The sequence below is a fragment of the Curtobacterium sp. MEB011 genome (genome assembly GCF_030209655.1).
GTDB lineage: Bacteria > Actinomycetota > Actinomycetes > Actinomycetales > Microbacteriaceae > Curtobacterium > Curtobacterium poinsettiae.
The window spans coordinates 14,546-34,298 of record NZ_JARVRN010000004.1; the positions used below are offsets into that span (position 1 = coordinate 14,546).

Sequence of the window (19,753 nt, forward strand, 5' to 3'; positions counted from 1 at the left end):
AGGACGACGCGCGGTGAGTCGTGACCGGTCGCGGGGCCTACGCCTCGATGCGGTAGCCGAGACCGCGGACCGTCACCAGGATCTCGGGGGTCGACGGCACCCGCTCGATCTTCGAGCGGATGCGCTTGATGTGCACGTCGAGGGTCTTGGTGTCGCCGAAGTAGTCGGACCCCCACACCCGGTCGATGAGCTGCCCACGGGTCAGCACGCGGCCGGCGTTCCGGAGCAGCAGCTCGAGGAGCTCGAACTCCTTGAGCGGCATCGGCGTCTCGGACCCGTCGACGGACACCGTGTGGCGCTCGACGTCCATCCGGATGCCGCCGACCTGCAGGATGCCGCTGTCGGCCGGGTCGTCCTCGGTACGCCGTCGGAGCACCGCACGGATCCGGGCCAGGAGCTCCCGCGTCGAGTACGGCTTCGTGACGTAGTCGTCGGCGCCGAGTTCGAGCCCGACGACGATGTCCACCTCCGAGTCCTTCGCGGTCAGCATGATGATCGGCGCGTTCGAGCGGGTCCGGATCTGCCGGCACACCTCGGTGCCGCTCAGGCCCGGCAGCATGAGGTCGAGGAGCACCAGGTCGGGGTTCTCCGTGTCGAACTTCGACAGCGCTGTCACGCCGTCGGCAGCGACGGAGGTCTCGTACCCCTCACGCTGCAGCAGGAACTCCAGGGGCTCGCTCAGGGCCGGCTCGTCGTCGACGATGAGGATCTTGGTCACGATGGCTGCTCTTCCAGTTGCTCTTCGAGGGCTGTGGTCAGTTCGGGATCTGCCTCGGGCAGACGGATGGTGAAGGTCGAGCCCTTGCCGGACTGCGACCAGACGCGCACGTCACCACCGTGGTTGCTGACGACGTGCTTGACGATCGCGAGCCCGAGGCCGGTGCCCCCGGTGGCGCGCGACCGTGCGGGATCGACACGGTAGAACCGTTCGAAGACGCGGTCGAGGTCGGCCTCGGGGATGCCGACACCCTGGTCGGTGACGGCGATCTCGACGAAGCCCTTCGACGACCGGACGCCCACACCGACGCGGGTGCCGTCCGGCGAGTACTTCACCGCGTTGGCGATGAGGTTCGACACCGCGACCTGCAGCAGGCCCGGGTCGCCCATCACCCGCAGCTTCGACTTCTTGGCGCGGATGATCTCGATCGACCGGGCGCGGGCGACGACCTCGTTGCCGTCGATGGCGGCCTGCACGATCTTGTCGATGCCGGTCTCCTCGCTGTTCTCGAGCGCGTCGACCGACTGCAGGCGGGACAGCTCGATGATGTCCTTCGTCAGCGCCCCGAGCCGCTCGGACTCGGTGATGAGCTGCGCGGCGAACTTCTTGACGTGCGCGGGGTCGTCGGCGGCGAGGACGAGCGTCTCCGACAGCAGCCCGATGGCACCGATCGGGGTCTTCAGCTCGTGCGAGATGTTGGCGACGAAGTCGCGGCGGACCTCGTCGATGCGGCGGCTCTCGGTCAGGTCGTCCGCGGTGAGCAGGACGTACCGGTTGCCCAGCTGGGCGGCGCGGAAGCTGAGGTAGCCGATGAGCTCCCCGTGGCGGCCGCGTGGCAGCTCGAGGTCCTCCGCCCCCATCTCCCCGCTCTTGCGCACCCGGTCGATCAGGCCGAGCAGTTCCTGGTGCACCAGACGTCGGCGCACGACGAGCCCCGCGGTGAGTGCCTGGGGCGATGCCGCGACGACGGTGTTCGACGGGTCGATGACGACCGCCGGGTTGTGCATCGTCGAGATGACCGCTGCGACACCGTCCGGCAGGGTCCGCTCCGCCACGTCGGCAGCACGTGCCGTGCGCTCGGCGGTGATGATCAGCACCACGACGCCCGCGCCGAAGACCCCGCCGAGGAGCATCGACAGTGGCACGAGCCACGCGTTGTCCATGCCGCCAGTGTAGGGATGGTCATGCGGGGTTCCGGTACCGTTCACCGTCCGCGGAAGGCCAGAACGCGAAGCGTTCAGCCCCGCGTCACCGTTCGTTCACCTGCGCTGACGACACTCGTCCGGTACGCAGAGAGAGGTACTCCCCCATGCGCGAAGTCTTCCAGCAGGAACTCCAGGACGTCCAGGAGCGACTGACCGAGATCGCCGGGCTCGTCGAGTCCGCCATCACCCGAGCCACGCAGGCCTTCGGCGACTCCGACGTCGCCCTCGCCGAAGAGGTGATCGCCGACGACGAGAAGATCGACCTCGCTGCGAACAGCCTCGACGAGATCGCGATCGACATCCTGGCCCGCCAGGCGCCGGTGGCCCGCGACCTGCGCGTCGTCGTCACCGCCCTGCGCGTCAGCTCCTCGCTCGAGCGCATGGGAGACATGGCCGAGCACATCGCGCAGCTCGCCCGCCAGCGCTTCCCCGAGAAGGTCGTGCCGAAGGGCCTCCGCAGCACCTTCAAGGAGATGGGCAAGCACGACGTCGCGATGGCGCAGAAGCTCACGCGCCTGCTCGCCACCGAGGACATCGCACTGTCGGCCGAGATCCGCGACGAGGACGACGCCGTCGACGAGCTGCACGCCAGCGTCTTCGACTTCGTGCTCGGCGAGGCCTGGAAGGGCGGCCCGATCGACACGGTCGACGCCACCCTGGCCTCCCGCTACCACGAGCGCTTCGCCGACCACGCGGTCTCGATCGCGAAGAAGGTCGAGTACCTGGCGACCGGCGACTGGACCGGCGCGTCCACCTCGACCGCGGCGGTCTGACCCGACCCGATCGGTCTGCGAGGATCGTGGCATGGCCCAGGTCGCGATCATCGTCAACGGCATGCCCGGTTCCGGCAAGAGCACGATCGGCACGGCACTCGCCGAGGTGCTCGGCTGCCCGTTCCTGTCGAAGGACCGCATCAAGGAGCCCCTGGCCGACGTCGTCGGCCCGATGATCGCCTCCCGTCCGCTCGGCGGCATCGCCATGGACACGATGTGGTCCATGGCCCGGGCCGTCGAGAACGGGGTCGTCCTCGACGCCGTCTGGCTGCCGTCCCGCGACCGGGACCGTCTGGAGGCCGGGCTCGCCTCCGCCGGGTCGCCGCGCGCCGTCGAGGTGTGGTGCGACACGGACCGCGTCACCGCCGAGCAGCGGCTGCGGGACCGGTACGACCCGGGCACCGTGCCGGTGCGGCACGAGGTGCACGGGGACATGGCCGACGTGCTGGCCTTCTGGGACGAGCACGGCGACGACGCGCACCCGGTCGGGCTCGCCGGTGTCCCGGTGATCCGGGTCGACACCACGAAGCCCTACGACGTCGGGGCCCTGGTGCAGGAGATCGCGTCGCACTTCGTCTGACCAGCCACGGCTCGTCGAGCCGACCATGCTGCCGAAGCGACACGTCGTCGACGGGGCGATCCGTTCCTCCTGGCAGAGCGACAGGAGTCGGCGGAACGTTGGCGGCCCACTGTCGCTTCCGGGAAGTACGGCACACGCACCAACGCCCCGCCCGGATGCCGGACGGGGCGTTCTACGTGGGCGCTACTTCTTGGCGCCCTGGGCGGCCACGGCGGCGGCGCCGGCAGCGGCGGCCTCGGGGTCCAGGTAGTACGCGGGCTTCGTCGGCGTGAAGTCGTCGTCGAGCTCGTACACCAGCGGGATGCCGGTCGGGATGTTCAGACCGGCGATGTCATCGTCGGAGATGCCGTCGAGGTGCTTCACGAGCGCACGCAGCGAGTTGCCGTGGGCAGTGACGAGCACGGTCTTGCCAGCGGCGAGGTCCTTCGTGATGTCGGACTCCCAGTACGGCAGCAGGCGGTCGATCACGAGCTTGAGCGACTCGGTGCGGGGCAGCTGGTCGCCGAGCTCGGCGTAGCGGCGGTCACCGGACTGCGACCACTCGGCGTCGTCTGCGATGGGCGGCGGCGGGACGTCGAACGAGCGGCGCCACTCCATGAACTGCTGCTCGCCGTACTCGGCCAGGGTCTGGGCCTTGTCCTTGCCCTGCAGGGCGCCGTAGTGGCGCTCGTTGAGGCGCCAGTCGCGCTTCACCGGCAGCCAGGCCAGGTCGGCCTGCAGCAGCGCGATGTCCGCGGTCTGGATCGCGCGGGTCAGGAGCGAGGTGTACAGGACGTCGGGGACGATGCCGGACTCGGCGATGAGGTCGCCGGCGCGCTTCGCCTCCTTCTCGCCCAGCTCGCTGAGCCGGACGTCGACCCAACCGGTGAACAGGTTCTTCTGGTTCCAGTCACTGTTGCCGTGACGGAGCAGGACGAGCGTGGAGGTCATGCCTCCGAGTCTACCGAGCGGTACCGGCCCCGTACCCTTGACGCATGCCCATCGGGAACGTGACGCGCGGGACGACCGGGTACAACCGGCTCCGCCGCGTCGACCGGTGGATCGCGACCCTGCCGGTGCTGCGCCGGACGGACGACCCGCTCGTCGCCGACGTCGGCTACGGGGCATCGCCGACCACCACCCTCGAGCTCCGCGACCGGCTGGCGGCCGTCCGACCGGACGTCGAGGTGACCGGCATCGAGATCGAGCCCTCGCGGGTCGCGCTCGCGAACGCCGGGACCCGCGACGGCGTGACCTTCCGCCTGGGTGGCTTCGAGACGCCGACGCCCGGGCAGCGCCGACCCGCCGTCATCCGGGCCTTCAACGTGCTGCGGCAGTACGACGAGTCCGCGGTGGTCGGGTCGTGGCGGATCATGCAGGACCGGCTGCAGCCCGGCGGTGCGCTCGTCGAGGGGACGTGCAACGAAGTCGGCCGGGTCGCATCGTGGGTGACGCTCGACGACGTCGCGCCACGGACCTTCACGGTGTCGCTCCGCCTCGCCGGGCTCGACGTCCCCTCCATCGTCGCCGAGCGCCTGCCGAAGGCCCTGATCCACCGCAACGTGCCCGGCGAACGGGTGCACGCGTTCCTCGGCGACCTCGACCTGTCGTGGGCGGTCGCGGCTCCGCTCGGCACGTACGGACCCCGGCAGCGGTGGATCGCCACGGTGCGCGGCATGCGCGGCCGCGGGTGGCCGGTGCTGCACGGCGTGACCAGGTGGCGGCTCGGCGAGCTCAGCGTCCCCTGGTCGGCCGTCGAGCCCGCCTGACGCAGCGGCGCAGAACACCGGTGTTCGCGCTCCGAACACCCGCGAACCGCGGTGCGACCGGCGAACACCGGTGTCTTGCGACCGTCAACGCGCAGGCTAGGAGCGCTTCACGGCTCCGAGACGGGGCAGGCGCGGGACGTTCGCCGTCGCACCGGCCTCGGGCGGGACGATGGTCTCCTGCGCCGCGGTCACCACGACGTCGTCGGCCTCGAGCCGCAGGGTCGCGGTGGGGTCGAGGGAACGCTTGACCACGGCGAGCCCGATCGGACCGAGCTCGTGGTGGATCGCCGACGCCGACAGCCGACCGACCTGCTTGTCGTCGAGCAGCACGGGGGTGCCGGGTGCCGGCAGCACGCCGTCGGACCCGTCCAGGTGCAGCAGCACGGCCCGACGCGGCGGGTGCCCGAGGTTGTGGACCTTGGCGACGGTCTCCTGCCCGCGGTAGCAGCCCTTCGACAGGTGCACGGCGGAACGCAGCCAGTCGAGCTCGTGCGGGATCGTCCGCTCGTCGACGTCGGACAGGACCGGTCGCCAGGCGGCGATCCGCAACGCCTCGTACGCCAGGAGCCCCGCGACGGGGACGTCCGACGCGGCGATCGCGGCCGCAGTGCCGGGGGTGACCACGGCGATGCGGAGGGTCCAGTCGGAGCCGGGGTGGGCCTCCTGGGCGGCGTAGCCCCACCCGCCGGGCGTGACGACGCCCCACGGGTCGACCCACTCGACGACGGGTGGTTTCGGCAGTTCGACGGAGGCGAACGGTGCGGCCTCGCCGAGCCAGCCGAGGGTGACGAAGTCGGCCGAACGGTCGGCGACCTCGACCCGGAGCATGAAGCGCATCGAGTCGAGCCAGCCGGCGAGCGGCGCAGCGTCAGGGCGCTCGGAGAGCAGCCAGGCGGTCGCACCGTCGTCCACGATCCGGGCCGCGTGCTCGACGCGTCCGGCCTGGTCGAGCACGAGCGTCTCGGTGCTGACGCCCGTGGGCAACCCGGTGAGCTGCTGCGAGGTGATCGAGTTGAGCCACGACAGGCGGTCCGGCCCGGAGACCGTGACGACACCCAGACCGAGCTCGACGACGGCGCGGCCGCGGGACAGCAGGCGCTGCTCCCCGATCGGGTTGCCGAAGTGCGCGGCGACCGAATCGGCCGCGACGAAGCCGTCCCGCGCGGCGAACACCGACATCACTCGACCTTCGCGAGCTGCCCCGAGGCGTGCGAGGTGAGTTCACGGCCGAGTGCGGCGATGTCCCACGCCCAGAAGAGCTTGCCCTCGACCAGGCCGTACAGGCGGGTCGCGGCGGAGTAGTCCTTCGCGTTCGGCGAGCGCAGCACGGCGTCGGTCGACAGGTCGATCCGGCCCTTCAGCACACGGCCGACGTAGAGCTCGTTGACGCCCGTCGGGTGGATGATCGCGGCCTCGACGTCGAAGCCGTCGGTCGTGTTGCGGAGCGCCTCGACGCTCTCGACCGTGCTGAAGGGCGTGGGCCCCTCGCCCAGGAGCATCGCGGGGCCGCGGTCGCCGGGCTCGGTCGGACGGTCGATCCGCCAGTAGCCCATCTCGGCGGCGAGCGGGGTGTGGTCGTCGTCGAGCAGCCACGTGGTGGACGAGTAGTTCAGGTAGGGCAGGCCGTCGTGGCTGAAGCTGACGCGCTGGCCGAACTCGTAGTTCCGGACCTCGTCGTCGTCACCGACCGGGTACTCGACCACACCGGTGCCCTCCCACACGCCGACCAGCCACGACAGCGGGACCAGTTCGGGGGCGAGGCCTTCGGGCAGCTCGATCAACGCTGACCCTTGAACAGCTTCACGACGACGACCACCGAGATGAACGCGATCGCGAGCGACGCCAGGCCGAGGAGGCCGACGTAGAAGAGCTCGAGCGCAAGCAGCGAATCCATGGTCCGGAGTCTACGCGGCTCGGCTCAACGCGCCAGGAGCACCACCGCGGTGACGAGCACCACGACGAACGCCCCGGACGACGCGATGCTGATCCGTTCGACCAGCCCGTCCTTGGTGGCGGTGATGAGCTGCAGCACGAAGCTGACCATGACGCAGGCGACGAAGACGAGCAGCAGCCAGGCGAACGAGTCACGCTCGGCCAGGGTCAGGACGAGCACCGCCCCCACGACCGCCAGCACCCAGACCGGCAGGACGGACGTCAGCCGCAGGCGACGCTGGTCGGTGGGGTGCACGGGCTCGGTCACGCGATCCATCATGACAGGGGACGTGCGGAATGCTCGCACCGTCGGGTGCGGTGCTCGTGCGGGACGCTCGCACCGTCGGTGCGGTGCTGTGCGGGACGGCGCGCAATCCGTCCGGCCGGATGAGTCCTTCCCGAGCATCACTAGGATGTCTCCACGACGTCATCCACCTCCGGAGGTCCTGTGGCACAGCTCCTGGTACTCACCTCGACCGCGCCCGGAGACGTCCTGCCGAGCCTGGGCCTCCTGAGCCACCGGATCCGCCACGTGCCGGCCGAGGCCGCGCAGCTGGTCAACGCCCCGCAGAGCGACCTGATGTTCGTGGACGCCCGCACCGACCTGGTCAGCGCGAAGGCCCTGTGCAAGATCCTCGCATCGTCGGGGTCGACCACGCCGATCGTGCTCGTCGTCACCGAGGGCGGTCTGACCGCGGTGAACAGCGACTGGAACGTCGACGACGTCGTGCTCGAGAGCGCCGGCCCCGCCGAGATCGATGCCCGCATCCGCCTGTCGGCCGGTCGTGCCGCGAAGGGCCAGACGAGCTCGAAGATCCAGGCGTCCGGTGTCGTCATCGACGAGGCCAGCTACTCCGCCAAGGTTCGCGGTCGGCCGCTCGACCTGACGTTCAAGGAGTTCGAGCTCCTGCGGTTCTTCGCCACCCACCCGTCACGCGTCTTCACCCGCGAGCAGCTGCTCAGCGAGGTCTGGGGCTACGACTACTTCGGTGGCACCCGCACCGTCGACGTGCACGTCCGACGGCTCCGCGCCAAGCTCGGCGACCTCGAGTCACTCATCGGCACCGTCCGCAACGTCGGGTACCGCTTCAACGTCTACGACGACGAGGCCGAGCGCCTGATGGGGCAGTAGTGCTGCCCGACCTCGGCGCCTTCGTCGCCCCCGGCGAGGCCCCACCGTTCTCCGACCAGACCCTGGTGGACGTCCGCGCCGGGCGCGCGAGCGTCCTGTCCGTCGGCGACGGGGTCGCCGTGGTCCGTGACGGTGAGCTCGAGATGGTCGTCCTCCAGGAGGCCCGCGGCCGCGGCATCGGCACCGCCCTGGTGACGCAGGCGCTCGCGCTGGGCGGCGGGGCCGCTCCCCGGCTCGCCTGGGCGCACGGGGACCACCCGGCAGCGCGGGCGCTGGCCGACCGGTTCGGCTGGCGCGCGGTCCGCACGCTGCTGCAGCTCCGGGCGCCCGTCGCCGACTCCGAGGTGGACGTCGCCGCCGACGTCGAGCTGCCCGACGGGTTCAACCTGTCGGCGTTCCGCCCGGGCACCGACGACGAGACCGACTGGCTCGCGCTGAACGCCGCAGCCTTCGCGCACCACCCCGAGCAGGGGCGGATGACGTTGGACGACCTGCACGCCCGAGAAGCCGACGCCTGGTTCTCCGGCGACGACCTGCTCTTGCTCCGCGATGCCTCCGGGCAGCTCGCCGGGTCGTGCTGGCTCAAGGTCGAGGACGGCATCGGCGAGTTCTACGCCGTCGCCGTGCGGCCCGACCTGCAGGGACAGCGGCTCGGTGGTGTGCTCATGCGTGCGGGCACCGCCCGGCTGCACGGCCGCGGGCTGACCGCCGCCGCACTGTACGTCGAGGGGGACAACGAGCCGGCGCTCGCGCTGTACCGGCGCTCGGGGTTCACGCAGCACGCGATCGACGTGCAGTACGCGGCGCCGGAGCAGCCCGGCCGGTAACATTGCGTGGTCGGCGAGGGGTCGGCCATCGGGGGAATCGGGGAACGCGTGGCGCAGGACCGTCAAGGGCAGTACGGCCAGGGCGAACCGCTCGGTGCGTCCTACCGACTGGTCGAACTGCTCGGGACCGGTGCCACCGGTGAGGTCTGGCGCGTCGAACACACTGCGACCGGTGAGGCCTTCGCAGCGAAGCTCCTGCGTGCCGAACTCGCCGCCGACCCGCAGATCGTCGAGCGCTTCGTCCGGGAGCGCTCCGTGCTCCTCGCCCTGCAGCACCCGTCCGTCGTGCGCGTCCGTGACCTGGTCGTCGAGGGTGACCGGCTCGCGATCGTCATGGACCTGGTGCCGGGCGGATCCGCCCGCGACCTGCTCGCGGCGAACGGGCCGCTCACTCCGCGTGACGCCCTGACCATCACCGCCGAGACCCTCGACGCCCTCGCTGCGGCGCACGAGCAGGACGTCACCCACCGTGACGTCAAGCCCGACAACGTGTTGCTCCAGGCCCCGTGGGAGTCCGGCGCGACCGGCGACGTCCGGGTCAGCGACTTCGGCATCGCTTCCGTCGTCGCCGAGCGCGAGCGCACCACCACCGGGCTCCTCGGCACACCGCAGTACATGGCACCCGAGTCGATCAGCCACGGCCGCTCGGGTCCGGCCGCCGACGTCTACGGCGCCGGGGTCATGCTCTACGAGCTGCTGTCCGGTCGCACGCCGTTCGCCGGGCCTGGCACGGACTTCGCAGTGGCGTACCGGCACGTCACGTCGAACCCGCCCCCACTCGACGTGCCGGACCCGTTGTGGACGGCGGTGTCTGCCCTGCTGGCGAAGGACCCGAACGCCCGGCCGTCGGCGGCCGACGCGGCGGGGACTCTCCGTCGGCTCGCACGGTCCCTCGCCTCGGCATCCGCGCTGGTCGCTTCCAGCGACCCGGACTCGTTCGACGAGGTCGAGCGTCCGGCGACCGTCGTCCGTGGGGTCCGCCCCGACGACGCGACGGGATCCCAGACCACCGCCACCGGGGACGACACCGCGGTCGTCGGGCCGGCCCCGGAGCTCGGCCCCGCCGGGTCGCAGACCGTCATCCGGCCGATGGCGCGGCAGCCGCTGCCCGCCGCACCGGCCGCCGAGCCCGAACCGACGCGTCGGTTCGCCCGCCCCGAATGGCTGACCAACCGTGCGCTCCTGTTCGGCGGCATCGGCGTCGTGCTCGTCGCCGCACTGATCGTCGGTGGCGTCGTGTGGCTGCCCGGAGCTCTCCAGAAGACGCCGGGGCCCGGTTCCGCGACCGCACAGGCCGCCAACGCCTACCAGCAGGACCAGCCGCTTCCCACCGGCCTCGCGACCACACGGCGTGCCACCATCGACCCGGCGAAGGGCACCGTGGACCTGCGCATCACGTACGCGGCGCAGGCGGCCACCCTCAGCGGACCGTTCCTCGAGGTGCTGCCAGGTGCTCGGTCGGGAGCCTCCTGCCCCGCGGCCACTTGGTCCGGCGAGGGCATCACGGCGAAGCGCAACCAGCCGTCGCTGACCGGTGTGGACACGGCGTGTGCGTGGAGCCTGTCCGGCGTCGAGGTCCCCGCCGGTGGAGACGTCACGGTCGAGGCCTCTGTGCCACTCTCTGTCAAGGACGGTGCCGCGCTGCAGACCTGGCTCGAGGGTGTCGGCGAGGCGACCACCACAGCCGTGACCGACGACGCCGTCCGCGGGACTGCCTACCCCGTCCAGCGGCTGCAGGGCGTCGAGGTCCGCACGCCCGACCGGACGGTCAGCCAGACGGCGCTGCCGGTGACCCTGGTGCCGGTGTGGCCGAACGGTGCCGACGAGCTCAACCCGCTCTACCGCAGTCCGAGCAGCGGGCGGCCGTCGCAGATGCTCGTCGACGTGGCCGGCGGTGAGTCCGGCGTCCGGTTCGCCGACGGCTGCTCGGGCGCGTTGGCCGTGTCGTCCGACGGGCTCGTGGTCACCGCACTGTCCGTCGCCCCGTCGTGCACCGTCCGGGCGACGGTGGGGAACTTCACGAACCTCGAGAGCTCGCCCTTCGGAATCACGACGCGCGACTGAGCGGGCCTGTCTGGGCTGAGCGCGTCGGTCGCGCGACCAGCTGACAGCGTGGAGGCCCGTGGCGGCGTCGCCACGGGCCTCCAGTCCGTCAGTCAGTCGGTCAGCTGCCTGCGGACGCGGTCTGCACGAGGCGGACGGCGCCGCCGGAGGACGCGTAGCCGCGACCCACGGTCAGCGCCACCGGTGCTCGGCGCGGGAGCGTGACGCCGAGCAACTCGCCGTCGTAGTCGACGTCCGGCTGCAGGAGGACGCCGCAACGCGACTTGCGGACCGCTCGTGTCCAGTGGCTGTAGAGCGATCGGAGGTCCGCCGAGCGGCCCGCCGCGACGACGCAGAGCCCGGGGCGCTCGGTCGCGAGCAGCGTCGCGATGGCCTGGTCGCCGTCATCGAAGCGTTCCGCGTCGTCGATCAACAGCAGCACCGGTCCACGCTCGAGCCGCAGCCCGGCCAGCAGAGCCGGGACCTCGTCGGGGCCGACGGCGATGCGGTCGAAGGCCCCGGAGGCGAGCGGCGAACGGCGATCACAGATCGCCCAGACCGCCGGTCGCACGCCATCCGCGGCGCGAGCGAGGGCCGCGAGCGCCAGGAGCACGGTCGACTTGCCCGACCGGGCTGGACCCGCAACGAGCACGTGTTCGCCGTCGTAGACCTCGAGCGCTGCGGGACGGAGATCGTCCTCGGCGACCCCGATCGGGATCCGCCACGGTTCCCCCGCGAACACCGCACCCGTACCGAGTTCGTCGACCAGGACGGCGTCGGGCAGCCGACCGACCGCACTCGCCTTCGGAGCCGTGCCGGGCCAGCGCTCGACGAGGCGATCGACGGCCTGCGCCAGCGGGACGTCCGGCGTCGCCACGTGGGACTGCAGCCGCAGGATCGAGTCGATGAAGCGACCGGGTACGGGCGGTGGGACGTCCTTCGGGCGGACGCCGATCGAGGCGTAGTCGTACGGGTCGGCCAGGCGGAACATCCACTTCTGGGTCGTCACTTCGTCCATCGCGGACGGCACGGCCTTGGCGCGGGTCGTCGAGACGGCGAACGATATGCCGAGCGCGGGCCCCTCGGCGTAGACGCGGTACAGGGCGTCGAGCAGCAGCTGCCCCTCGAAGTCCTGGTACTCGTCGCGCAGGGCCGCGAGGCCGTCGATCAACACGACTGCCCGGCGGCCACCCGGAGTGGCGCGACGTCGCTCGAGCTCGACGCGCAGGTGCCGGAGGAACCGCGCCTGCACCTCCCCCGCGCCGGCACCGGAGCCGACGTAGGCGGTCGTGTGCGGAAGCTGCGCGAGGGGCGCCAGGTCGCCTGGACCCATGTCGAGCACCAGCAGGTCGAGGTCGTCCGGGCTCGTCGCCTCGGCGAGCTGCAAGGCGAGGGTGGCGAGGGCCGTGCTCGTCCCGCTGCCGGGGATGCCCATGAGCATGAGGTTGCCCTCGTCGAGGTCCCACCCGGTCGTGACCTGGCGCTGGTGGTCCGGGTCGTCGGCCAGGGCGACGGGCACGGTCCGCAGCGGTCCGACGACGGGCGCCAGCTCGGCCAGCTCGACGCGATCGCCGAGGGCCTCGGGCCAGATCGGTCGCGGCGGGGCGTGCCCGGCGGCGGCGTTCGCCTGCGCGATCGCCTCGATGAGCTGGTCGAGGTCGGTGACGTCGGCCGCCGTCGGCGCCGGAGCGGGCATCGGAGCGGGCACGCCGAAGACGTCGGTCGGTCGGACGGACACCGGTTGCTCCGCACGCTCGTCGCGAGCACGGCCGGTGACGAGCGCGGTCTGCACCGGGGTGATGTCGTCCTGCCCGAGCTTCACGTACGCGCGACCGGTCTGTTGGCGACCGATACCCGCGGCGGTGGGCACGCCGATCACGTTGGTCGAGTCCTCGCGGCTCTGCACCCGCAGCGCCACCCGCATGTTGGTGTTCGCCAGGATGTCCTCGCTCACGACGCCAGCAGGCCGCTGGGTGGCGAGGATCATGTGGACGCCGAGTGTCCGACCGACCGCGGCGACGGCGACGAGCGAGGTGAGGACGTCGGGGAAGTCCTTCGCCAGCATCGCGAACTCGTCAACCACGAGGAGCAGGCGCGGCATCGGTTCGTCGGGCTTCGTCGCCAGGTAGGCGTCGAGGTTGTCGATGTCCGCGCCGGCTGCGGCGAACACCCGCTGACGACGCTCGAGTTCGGCCTCGAGTGCACGGATCGCACGGTCGGCGAGTTGCTCGTCCAGGTTGCTGATGGTGCCGATGGTGTGCGGCAGTCGCTCGCAGGCAGCGAACGCGGCGCCGCCCTTGAAGTCGACGAGCAGGAAGTTGAGGCGGGTGGGATCGTTGCGTGCAGCGAGCCCGGCGACGAGCGAGCGCAGGAACTCGCTCTTGCCCGAACCCGTCGTGCCACCGACCAGACCGTGCGGCCCGTCGCGGACCAGATCGAGCTCGAGGACGCCGCTCTCCGAGGACCCGATCGGGGTCGAGAAGCCGGTGCGGGCGCCCCACGCCGCTCGGATCGTGTCGACGGGGCTCGTGGCCGTCTGGGTTCGCGGAACCGTGTCGTCCCCCGCGAGCAGCTCCGGCAGGCGGACGAGCGACGGCAAGGACGCCCCCGCAACCAGCAGTTCGGGATCGTCGAAGTGCGCCACGCTGCGGGCGCTCCGTTCGGCTGTCTCGACGCTGAGTCCGGCGAGCACGACGTCCTCGACGCGGGTCCGGTCCTCCGGCCGGTAGACCGTCGCGGCGGCGTCGGCACCGACCGTGACGATCGTCGTGCAGGCTGCGGGAAGCTGCTGCTCGTTGGTCGCGATGACGATCCCGCTCACCCGGCGTGGCTGCTCACCGGGACGGAGCGACTGTCCGGGGACGGTGCGCCCTTCGCCGAGCAGGTTGCGGGCGGGCGCATCGCGCCCCTCGGTGAGCACCTCGGAGTCGACCACGACGAGCAGGTTCGGGGTCGGTAGCTCGTCGAGCGACTCCCGCAGCCCTCGGAGCATCGCCGCGCTCTGGTCGCGCTGTGCCGACATCCAACGTGCACCGGTGCTGCTCCCCGCCACGCGCGCGTGCGGCAGCCACGAGGCCCACCCCCAGTCATCGGCACGGCCAGCGTCACAGAAGATGCCCACCGTCAGGTCGGCGGGACCGCAGTGCACGGTGGCCTGCGCGAGCAGGCTGCGCGCCAGCGCGAGTGCTCCCTCGCGGTCACCGACGATCCCGACGACGCCGGCGTCGGACAGGTCGGCCACCACCGGTGCTGCGGTCAGGCGACTGTCCGCGATGGCCGCCTTCGCTTCGTCCTCGAGCTTGGACGACGCGGCCCGCTGATCGAGTTCGGGGCGCCACGGTGCGTCTCCGGTGCCGGCGTGCAGGCTCAGGAAGTCGGTGTCCTGGGAGCGTCGCTGCCACAGCAGGGTGGTGGGGAGCTCGGCCCGGCGGACGACGGTGGCCGGGTCGGGGACGAGTTCCTGCCGACGGGCGGCCTCGACCGCTGCGGCCTCGGCGATCTCACCCCGGAAGGACTCCACTGCCTCGGCGAAGCGGGTGTCCTCCTCCTTCAGGTTCTTCGCCCGACGGTGCTTCTGCTCGAACCACATGCCGATCGCGGTGACCGGAGACAGCAGCGCGAACAGGGCGAACCGTGCGTCGCCGAGCAGGAGCACCATCGCCCCGGCGAGGACCAGAGGCGCTGCGACCGTGATCCAGCTGAACTTGGAGGCCTGGGGGACCTCGCGTTTGGCGGGTGGGTCGACGGTCTCGGTCTCGGTGTTCCGCCCGGCTCGGGGCGGGCGGTTGAACGGCGCGGTCGCCGCGGGCGTCAGGTTGGCCAGCGAGCCCGCGGCTGGCACGGGGACCTCGTCCAGCGCTGGCCGGACCAACAGCACGGCGCCGCCCACGATGACGCTCGTGGTCCCGGTGAGCAGCACACCGTCGGCATCGATGCGCTCGCCCGCGATCACGGTGCCGTTGGTCGAACCGGCGTCGCGCACCCGGACCCCGTCGTCCTCGCGCTCGATCGTGCAGTGCTCCCACGACGCGCTCTCGGTGGGCAGCACGACATCGGCTTGCGGTGCCCGGCCCACGACGAGCTTCCGGCTGCGCGGGATCGGCACGACCAGACCCGCGTCGAGCCCCCCGGCGAGTGTGACACTCCAGTCGTCGACCAACTGCGGGCGCTCCTGCGGCGTGCGTCCGACACGGGACCCCTCGAGCAGGACGAGGTCACGCAGCGGAGTCGCCGCGCTGGTTCGGTGTCCGTCGACCGCGAGAGAGGTCTCGGCGTCGAGCTCGACGCCGATCGCGGCGGCGACGAGTTCTCCGAGGGAGGACGCGCCGGACCATCCGTCCACCTCGACCGCCTCGCGACGGTCGTCGAGCTCGATCAGCAGGCGCATGCTCGCGTTGTCCTTCTCGGGGGTCCGTGCGTGGGTGGGTCAGCGTGCGGTGGAGTCCTCGAACCACACCAGCGAGGTTGCCTGGGCCGCGTCGTCGCCGGATGCGTCATCGGAGCCGCCAGCGGCGACGTTGGCGGGTCGGAGACCGAGCTGCTGCGCCGAGGCCGACAGCACGGTCGCGCGCGCGCCGAGCGCCTGCTGCCGGGTGAAGTCGAGCGGCGGGCCGGCGATCCCCGCCGCGGAGTCGAGGTCGAGCGTGGCGAGGGCGTCGGTGACGTCGGTCGGCTCCACGCTCTGGGCCTTCCCGACCGCGCGGACGAGCGCGACGACGGCGTCGTGGCTCCGGGAGTCCGCTGCTCCCGCCACCGCCGAGAAGGGCCGGTCGCCCGTCAGGTTCTGGGCGTCTGCATCGTCCGCGAGCACCCGGACACCACCGAGGAACGCGGACATCGCCCGCCCCTCGGCGTCGGAGGAGAGCGCCCGTGCGTCGTCGGTGGCCACTCCGACTGTCCGGAAGGTGCCGCTCAGGCTGCCACCGCCGTCGACGAGCGCTGCGCCGAAGGCCGGGCTCGTCGCGTCCGGGGTGAGGATGACCGGCACCGTGACGTCGGCGGCCTGGAGTGCTGCCACCAGGGCGCCCTGTCGTTGCGCCGAACCGCTGATGACGACCGCATCGGAGTCCGGGTCCACCTTGCGGTCGGTGTCCTGCGCTTCGTCGGCACCCTCGCCCGCACCGCTCACACCGGTCCGTGCGGCGATCGTCTCGGCGAGCGAGCCCGTGTCCGAGGTGTCGTCGCCGTCGATGACGTGCGCCACCCGGAGCCCTGCAGGAGCACCGCCGCCGAGGTCGACGAGGAGCGGTGATCCGGCGTCACCGAGCGCAGCAGTCATGGCACTGCTGACCGAGCCGGCTGCCGGGGCGGTCGTCCAGGAGTCCTTCTCGGCGGGTGCGTAGGGCAGCACGACCGGGACGCCCTTCGCCGCCGCAGCGGTGAGCGCTCCGGTCACGTGCGCTCCGGACGAAGCGACGACGATGCCCGCGACGCCGCTCTCGGCGAGGTCGGCGACAGCGGCCTTCGCCCCAGCGATCGTCCCTCCGTCGTTCTTCGTGACGAGGGTGATGTCGGTTCCGCCGAGCGCGAGTCGTCGCTCGGCGACGAGGGCGCCCTGCGCCGCTTCGTTCCACTCGGAGCCCTCGCCGTCGCCCAGGGTGACGACGACGCCGATCTTCGTGTCCTCCGGAACGCCCCTGACGGTGACGCCCACGGGCACCGTGGCCGGGACGGCTTCGGCAGGCGCGCTGCTGGCGATCGCCCGGAACGTCAGGACGGCGGCGACCACCGCGGCCACCAGGAGCACGGCGATGCCGACGATGAGCAGTCGGCGTCGGTTGCGCGGACGCCCGGCGTCGGTGCCCTCGGTCTGGTCGATCGTCTGGTCGGTCGTCTGGTCGCTCATCGCTCAGCCCCGATCCGGAAGGTGTACAGCGTGGTCGACGTCGCACTGGCCGGCACCTTGAGCTGGAACGCCGGCAGCGTCGTCGCCGCGTCGATCGAGGCGCGGAACTGCTCCTGCTGGAGGAGTATCCCGGCGACGTCCTCGGCGCGGACGTTCGCGTAGCCGGCGGCGTTCTGCGATGCCAGGGCGAGCTGGTAGTCCGCAGAGTCGGACTTCGCCGCGCTCGTGGCCATCGCGCCGAGGATGCCGGATCCGTTGACCTTGCGGTCACCCAGGTCGAGCATCACCCGGTTGAGGTCGCCCGTCAGCAGTGTCGACGCGCCCTGGACGTCGCGCGTCGAAGCACTCGTGCTCGCGGCGATCTGCTCCAGGCTCGACGCCGTCTGGCGGTCGACGGCGGACGCCAGCTCGGAGCCTTCCCGCTCCAGTGTCCCCCGCTGCTCGTCGATCGTGCCCTTCGAGTCCTTCGTGACCTCGCCAGAGGTGGAACGGAGGCCGGCGATCGACTTGTCGAAGGCCGAGATGACGGCGTCACGACTGCCCTTCGCCGTCTCGCTGACCTGCCGCACCTGCTGGTCGATGATCTTCTGGACGTCCTTCTCGGACTGGGTGGACGCGTCGGCGAAGGCCTTGCGGACGGCGTCCTGCAGCTCGGTCTGCTGCGTGCTGATCGCGGTCAGCTGGGTGCCGACCACTGCGCTCGACTTCGTTGCCTGCTCGACGAGTTCCTCGAGCTGGCGGGCTGCGCCGTCGACCGAGCCACCGTCGTCGCGCACCGCTCGACGCACCTCGGCGATGCCGTCGTCGAGCGCTTCGACGTCGTCGGACAGCGTCGTCACCGCGGCACCGATACCGGTCGCTGAACGGAGATCGGTCGCCGCGACCACCGCATCCCACTGCTCCGCCTGGTCCGTGAGGCGTTCGTCCATCGGGGTGCTGAACCGCCCACCGGGCTTCAGCGTCGTGCCTTCTTCGGCACCGGGGCACGGCGTCGTGGTCAGGTACCCGCGCAGCGCATCCGCCTGCTCCGCGTCGAGCTGGTCGGTCGCCGCGAGAGCGCAGAGCTGGTCGGCGACCTCGCGGTTCTGCGCCTGCATCGAGGTGCTGAACAGACCGTCGCCGGCGCCGCCCACGAGGGCGCGCGCTGCGATGGCCTGCCGGTTCACCGTCGTGACGGCGTCGCGCACAGGGCCGAGGTCGTCAGCGGTCTGGTCACGCAGGTCCTGCAACGCCTGCAGGGTGCGCGCGACCTCACCGGTGCCGTCGCTGCCGAGCGCCTGCACGGCGGTGTCGATCTCCCCGAGCTTGGCCCGCAGGGCGTCCGACTGCTCGATCGCCGCGTCCGCGAGCTTGGGGTCGAGCTGGTCGGCGAGCTGCTGCCCGGTGTTGACCAGACCGATCAACGAGGTGCTCACCGCACGCGACGATTCCCAGAGCGCGCAGGTCAACGAACCACGGGCCTCCTGAGGGGCGCACGTCGCCACGTCCGGCGACGCCGGGCCGACGGATCCCGCCAGCTGCGTGCTGACCTGCTGCTTGCACGCCTCGCTGGCGTCGGCGTAGCCGGTGAGCTGCGCCGAGACGCGGAGCAGGTTGCCGTAGACGCTGCCCCCGGCGGACGGGGTCTTCGGTGTGGCCGCGCAGCCGTTGCCGTCGAGCACCGTTGCCGGCGCGGTCGCGGACGTGTCGCCGAGCAGGCTGTCGAGGCTCGTGGTGGTCTGCTGGAGCTGCTGCAACACCGTCGACTGCGTGGCCTTCACGGTGGTGCCGAGATCGCCGTTCAGGGAGCCGAGCTGCCCGGAGAGCGACTGCATCGTGCTCGCCAGCGAGGAGCTGCTCTCCTTCAGGCGTTCCGCCGTCCTGACGCCGAGGGTCTCGGACGTCGTCTCGAGGTTGGACCGGACCTCGGTGATGGTGCCGCCGGCACGGGCAAGCACCTCGTTGACCTGCGCGATGAGGTCGATCGTGCGGCGCTGCAGCGCCAGTTCGGAATCGTTGTCGGACCCGAACGCCGCGTTCACGACGCCGGTCGAGGACAGGTCCGTCGACAGCCCGGGCTGCGCCGCGACGTCGATGGTCGGCGCGGTGAAGTCCTCGACGTCGGCGACGAGGTGCAGCGTGCTGCTCGCGCCGGAGGTCGGCGGGGCGAGCAGCCGTCCCCACTGGACGACCGCGTCGCCGTCCTCGTTGGTGCTCACGACACCGTCGGTCGAGGAGCCGGAGTCGGCGGAGTCCGTCACGACGCGGTCCGCGGCGGTCCCCGTCAGCACGGTCGACGCAGCGATGCTGAAGGGCGCGCCCACGAGTGCCGGGGTCGAACGCGACGTGCCCGCGACGTCGTAGGTCAGGTTCTTCGACTTGACCGTCAGGTTCTCGATCGTCAGGTCGATCGACACCCGACCCGAGTAGCCGTCGAGGTCGGCGAGGTCCGTCCCGGTCTTCTTCTTCGTCGAGTACTGCGTCGTGATGCGCAGTGGCAGGTCACTCGCCGCCTTCGCGGGGTCGTGCTCGGTCATCGCAGACGACGAGTCCTTGCCGGCGACCGAGATCGCTGTGTCCGAGATCGACGTGATCGAACCGTCCGCGGCGAGGCGCGTGTCGACGGTCTGCAGCACCCGCGAGGGGTCAGCAACGGGCTTGTCGTCGGAAGTGCAGCCAGCGAGTACCAGCGCAGCGATCCCCGTCACGGCGACCGCCCCCACGAGTCGGCGACTGGTGCTTCGTGTTCCGGTGTTCCCGGCACGCTGGTTGATCACGGTCTTCCCCCCAAGAGAATCGTCGAGCACATCGATGCTAGTTGCTGAACAGCGTCGGGTCCGGGCGGGTCGGCCCCGTCAGCCACCCCCGTTCGGGCCACAGCTCGCCGCTGAAATCCAACATAGAGCATCTACGGGCTTGCCCGTCCCTGTCCACAGCCCGCTGATACTCTGCACGCATGATCCAGGGGGAC

The 19,753-nt window shown here is 71.4% G+C and carries 15 protein-coding genes; 6 read left to right on the forward strand and 9 right to left on the reverse strand.

Annotated features, from left to right (window positions below; all coding sequences use genetic code 11):
* Positions 1–37: 37 nt before the first annotated feature.
* Both QRN30_RS05715 and QRN30_RS05720 read right to left on the reverse strand, forming a co-directional pair.
* Positions 38–718, reverse strand: coding sequence for a response regulator (locus QRN30_RS05715; protein ID WP_017888068.1), 681 nt, complete (start codon positions 716–718; stop codon positions 38–40).
* Positions 715–1,881, reverse strand: coding sequence for a sensor histidine kinase (locus QRN30_RS05720; protein ID WP_017888069.1), 1,167 nt, complete (start codon positions 1,879–1,881; stop codon positions 715–717). Before QRN30_RS05720 ends, QRN30_RS05715 begins: the two co-directional genes overlap by 4 nt.
* 146 nt (positions 1,882–2,027) lie before the next feature.
* On the opposite strand from QRN30_RS05720, the gene phoU reads away from it, so the two are divergent.
* Positions 2,028–2,696, forward strand: a complete 669-nt coding sequence (gene phoU / locus QRN30_RS05725; protein WP_017888070.1) for a phosphate signaling complex protein PhoU — start codon at positions 2,028–2,030, stop codon at positions 2,694–2,696.
* A gap of 31 nt (positions 2,697–2,727) precedes the next feature.
* On the forward strand, positions 2,728–3,276 hold the full coding sequence (locus QRN30_RS05730) for a P-loop nucleotide/nucleoside kinase family protein (protein ID WP_017888071.1): 549 nt from the start codon (positions 2,728–2,730) through the stop codon (positions 3,274–3,276).
* A gap of 183 nt (positions 3,277–3,459) precedes the next feature.
* Here the strand turns inward: QRN30_RS05730 and QRN30_RS05735 are convergent, their stop codons facing one another.
* The gene (locus tag QRN30_RS05735) at positions 3,460–4,206 is read right to left on the reverse strand and encodes a phosphoglyceromutase (protein WP_017888072.1); all 747 of its coding nucleotides are present in this window, start codon (positions 4,204–4,206) and stop codon (positions 3,460–3,462) included.
* A gap of 44 nt (positions 4,207–4,250) precedes the next feature.
* Here QRN30_RS05735 and QRN30_RS05740 point away from each other — a divergent pair, with 44 nt between their 5' ends.
* Positions 4,251–5,024 carry a class I SAM-dependent methyltransferase gene (locus QRN30_RS05740; protein WP_017888073.1) on the forward strand — a complete coding sequence of 258 codons (774 nt, stop codon included), beginning with the start codon at positions 4,251–4,253 and terminating at the stop codon, positions 5,022–5,024.
* Positions 5,025–5,120: 96 nt separating this feature from the next.
* On the opposite strand, the gene ygfZ is transcribed toward QRN30_RS05740, so the two are convergent.
* The 3 genes from ygfZ to QRN30_RS05755 form a co-directional block, all read right to left on the reverse strand.
* Positions 5,121–6,203 carry a CAF17-like 4Fe-4S cluster assembly/insertion protein YgfZ gene (ygfZ, locus tag QRN30_RS05745; protein ID WP_284760615.1) on the reverse strand — a complete coding sequence of 361 codons (1,083 nt, stop codon included), beginning with the start codon at positions 6,201–6,203 and terminating at the stop codon, positions 5,121–5,123.
* The gene (locus QRN30_RS05750; RefSeq protein ID WP_214518638.1) at positions 6,203–6,805 is read right to left on the reverse strand and encodes a heme-binding beta-barrel domain-containing protein; all 603 of its coding nucleotides are present in this window, start codon (positions 6,803–6,805) and stop codon (positions 6,203–6,205) included. Before QRN30_RS05750 ends, ygfZ begins: the two co-directional genes overlap by 1 nt.
* A 137-nt stretch (positions 6,806–6,942) precedes the next feature.
* On the reverse strand, positions 6,943–7,224 hold the full coding sequence (locus QRN30_RS05755) for a hypothetical protein (protein ID WP_140448504.1): 282 nt from the start codon (positions 7,222–7,224) through the stop codon (positions 6,943–6,945).
* A gap of 180 nt (positions 7,225–7,404) precedes the next feature.
* Between QRN30_RS05755 and QRN30_RS05760 the strand changes: the two genes are divergently transcribed.
* Genes QRN30_RS05760 through QRN30_RS05770 form a run of 3 tightly spaced genes read left to right on the forward strand, consistent with a single transcriptional unit; the run spans position 7,405 to position 10,979 of the window.
* Positions 7,405–8,088, forward strand: coding sequence for a response regulator transcription factor (locus tag QRN30_RS05760; protein WP_017888078.1), 684 nt, complete (start codon positions 7,405–7,407; stop codon positions 8,086–8,088).
* Positions 8,088–8,915, forward strand: a complete 828-nt coding sequence (gene mshD / locus QRN30_RS05765; RefSeq protein WP_284760616.1) for a mycothiol synthase — start codon at positions 8,088–8,090, stop codon at positions 8,913–8,915. Before QRN30_RS05760 ends, mshD begins: the two co-directional genes overlap by 1 nt.
* A 48-nt stretch (positions 8,916–8,963) precedes the next feature.
* Positions 8,964–10,979 carry a serine/threonine-protein kinase gene (locus QRN30_RS05770; RefSeq protein WP_052481813.1) on the forward strand — a complete coding sequence of 672 codons (2,016 nt, stop codon included), beginning with the start codon at positions 8,964–8,966 and terminating at the stop codon, positions 10,977–10,979.
* A 100-nt stretch (positions 10,980–11,079) separates the two neighbouring features.
* On the opposite strand, the gene QRN30_RS05775 is transcribed toward QRN30_RS05770, so the two are convergent.
* The 3 genes from QRN30_RS05775 to QRN30_RS05785 are packed head-to-tail and all read right to left on the reverse strand — an operon-like array spanning position 11,080 to position 19,418.
* Positions 11,080–15,345, reverse strand: coding sequence for a type VII secretion EssC family protein (locus QRN30_RS05775; RefSeq protein ID WP_284760619.1), 4,266 nt, complete (start codon positions 15,343–15,345; stop codon positions 11,080–11,082).
* 39 nt (positions 15,346–15,384) lie between these two features.
* Positions 15,385–16,803 carry a type 1 periplasmic-binding domain-containing protein gene (locus QRN30_RS05780; RefSeq protein ID WP_284760620.1) on the reverse strand — a complete coding sequence of 473 codons (1,419 nt, stop codon included), beginning with the start codon at positions 16,801–16,803 and terminating at the stop codon, positions 15,385–15,387.
* Entirely contained in the window at positions 16,800–19,418 is a 2,619-nt protein-coding gene (locus QRN30_RS05785) for a hypothetical protein (protein ID WP_284760621.1), read from the reverse strand. The genes QRN30_RS05780 and QRN30_RS05785 overlap by 4 nt, the downstream gene beginning before the upstream one ends.
* Positions 19,419–19,753 lie beyond the last annotated feature (335 nt).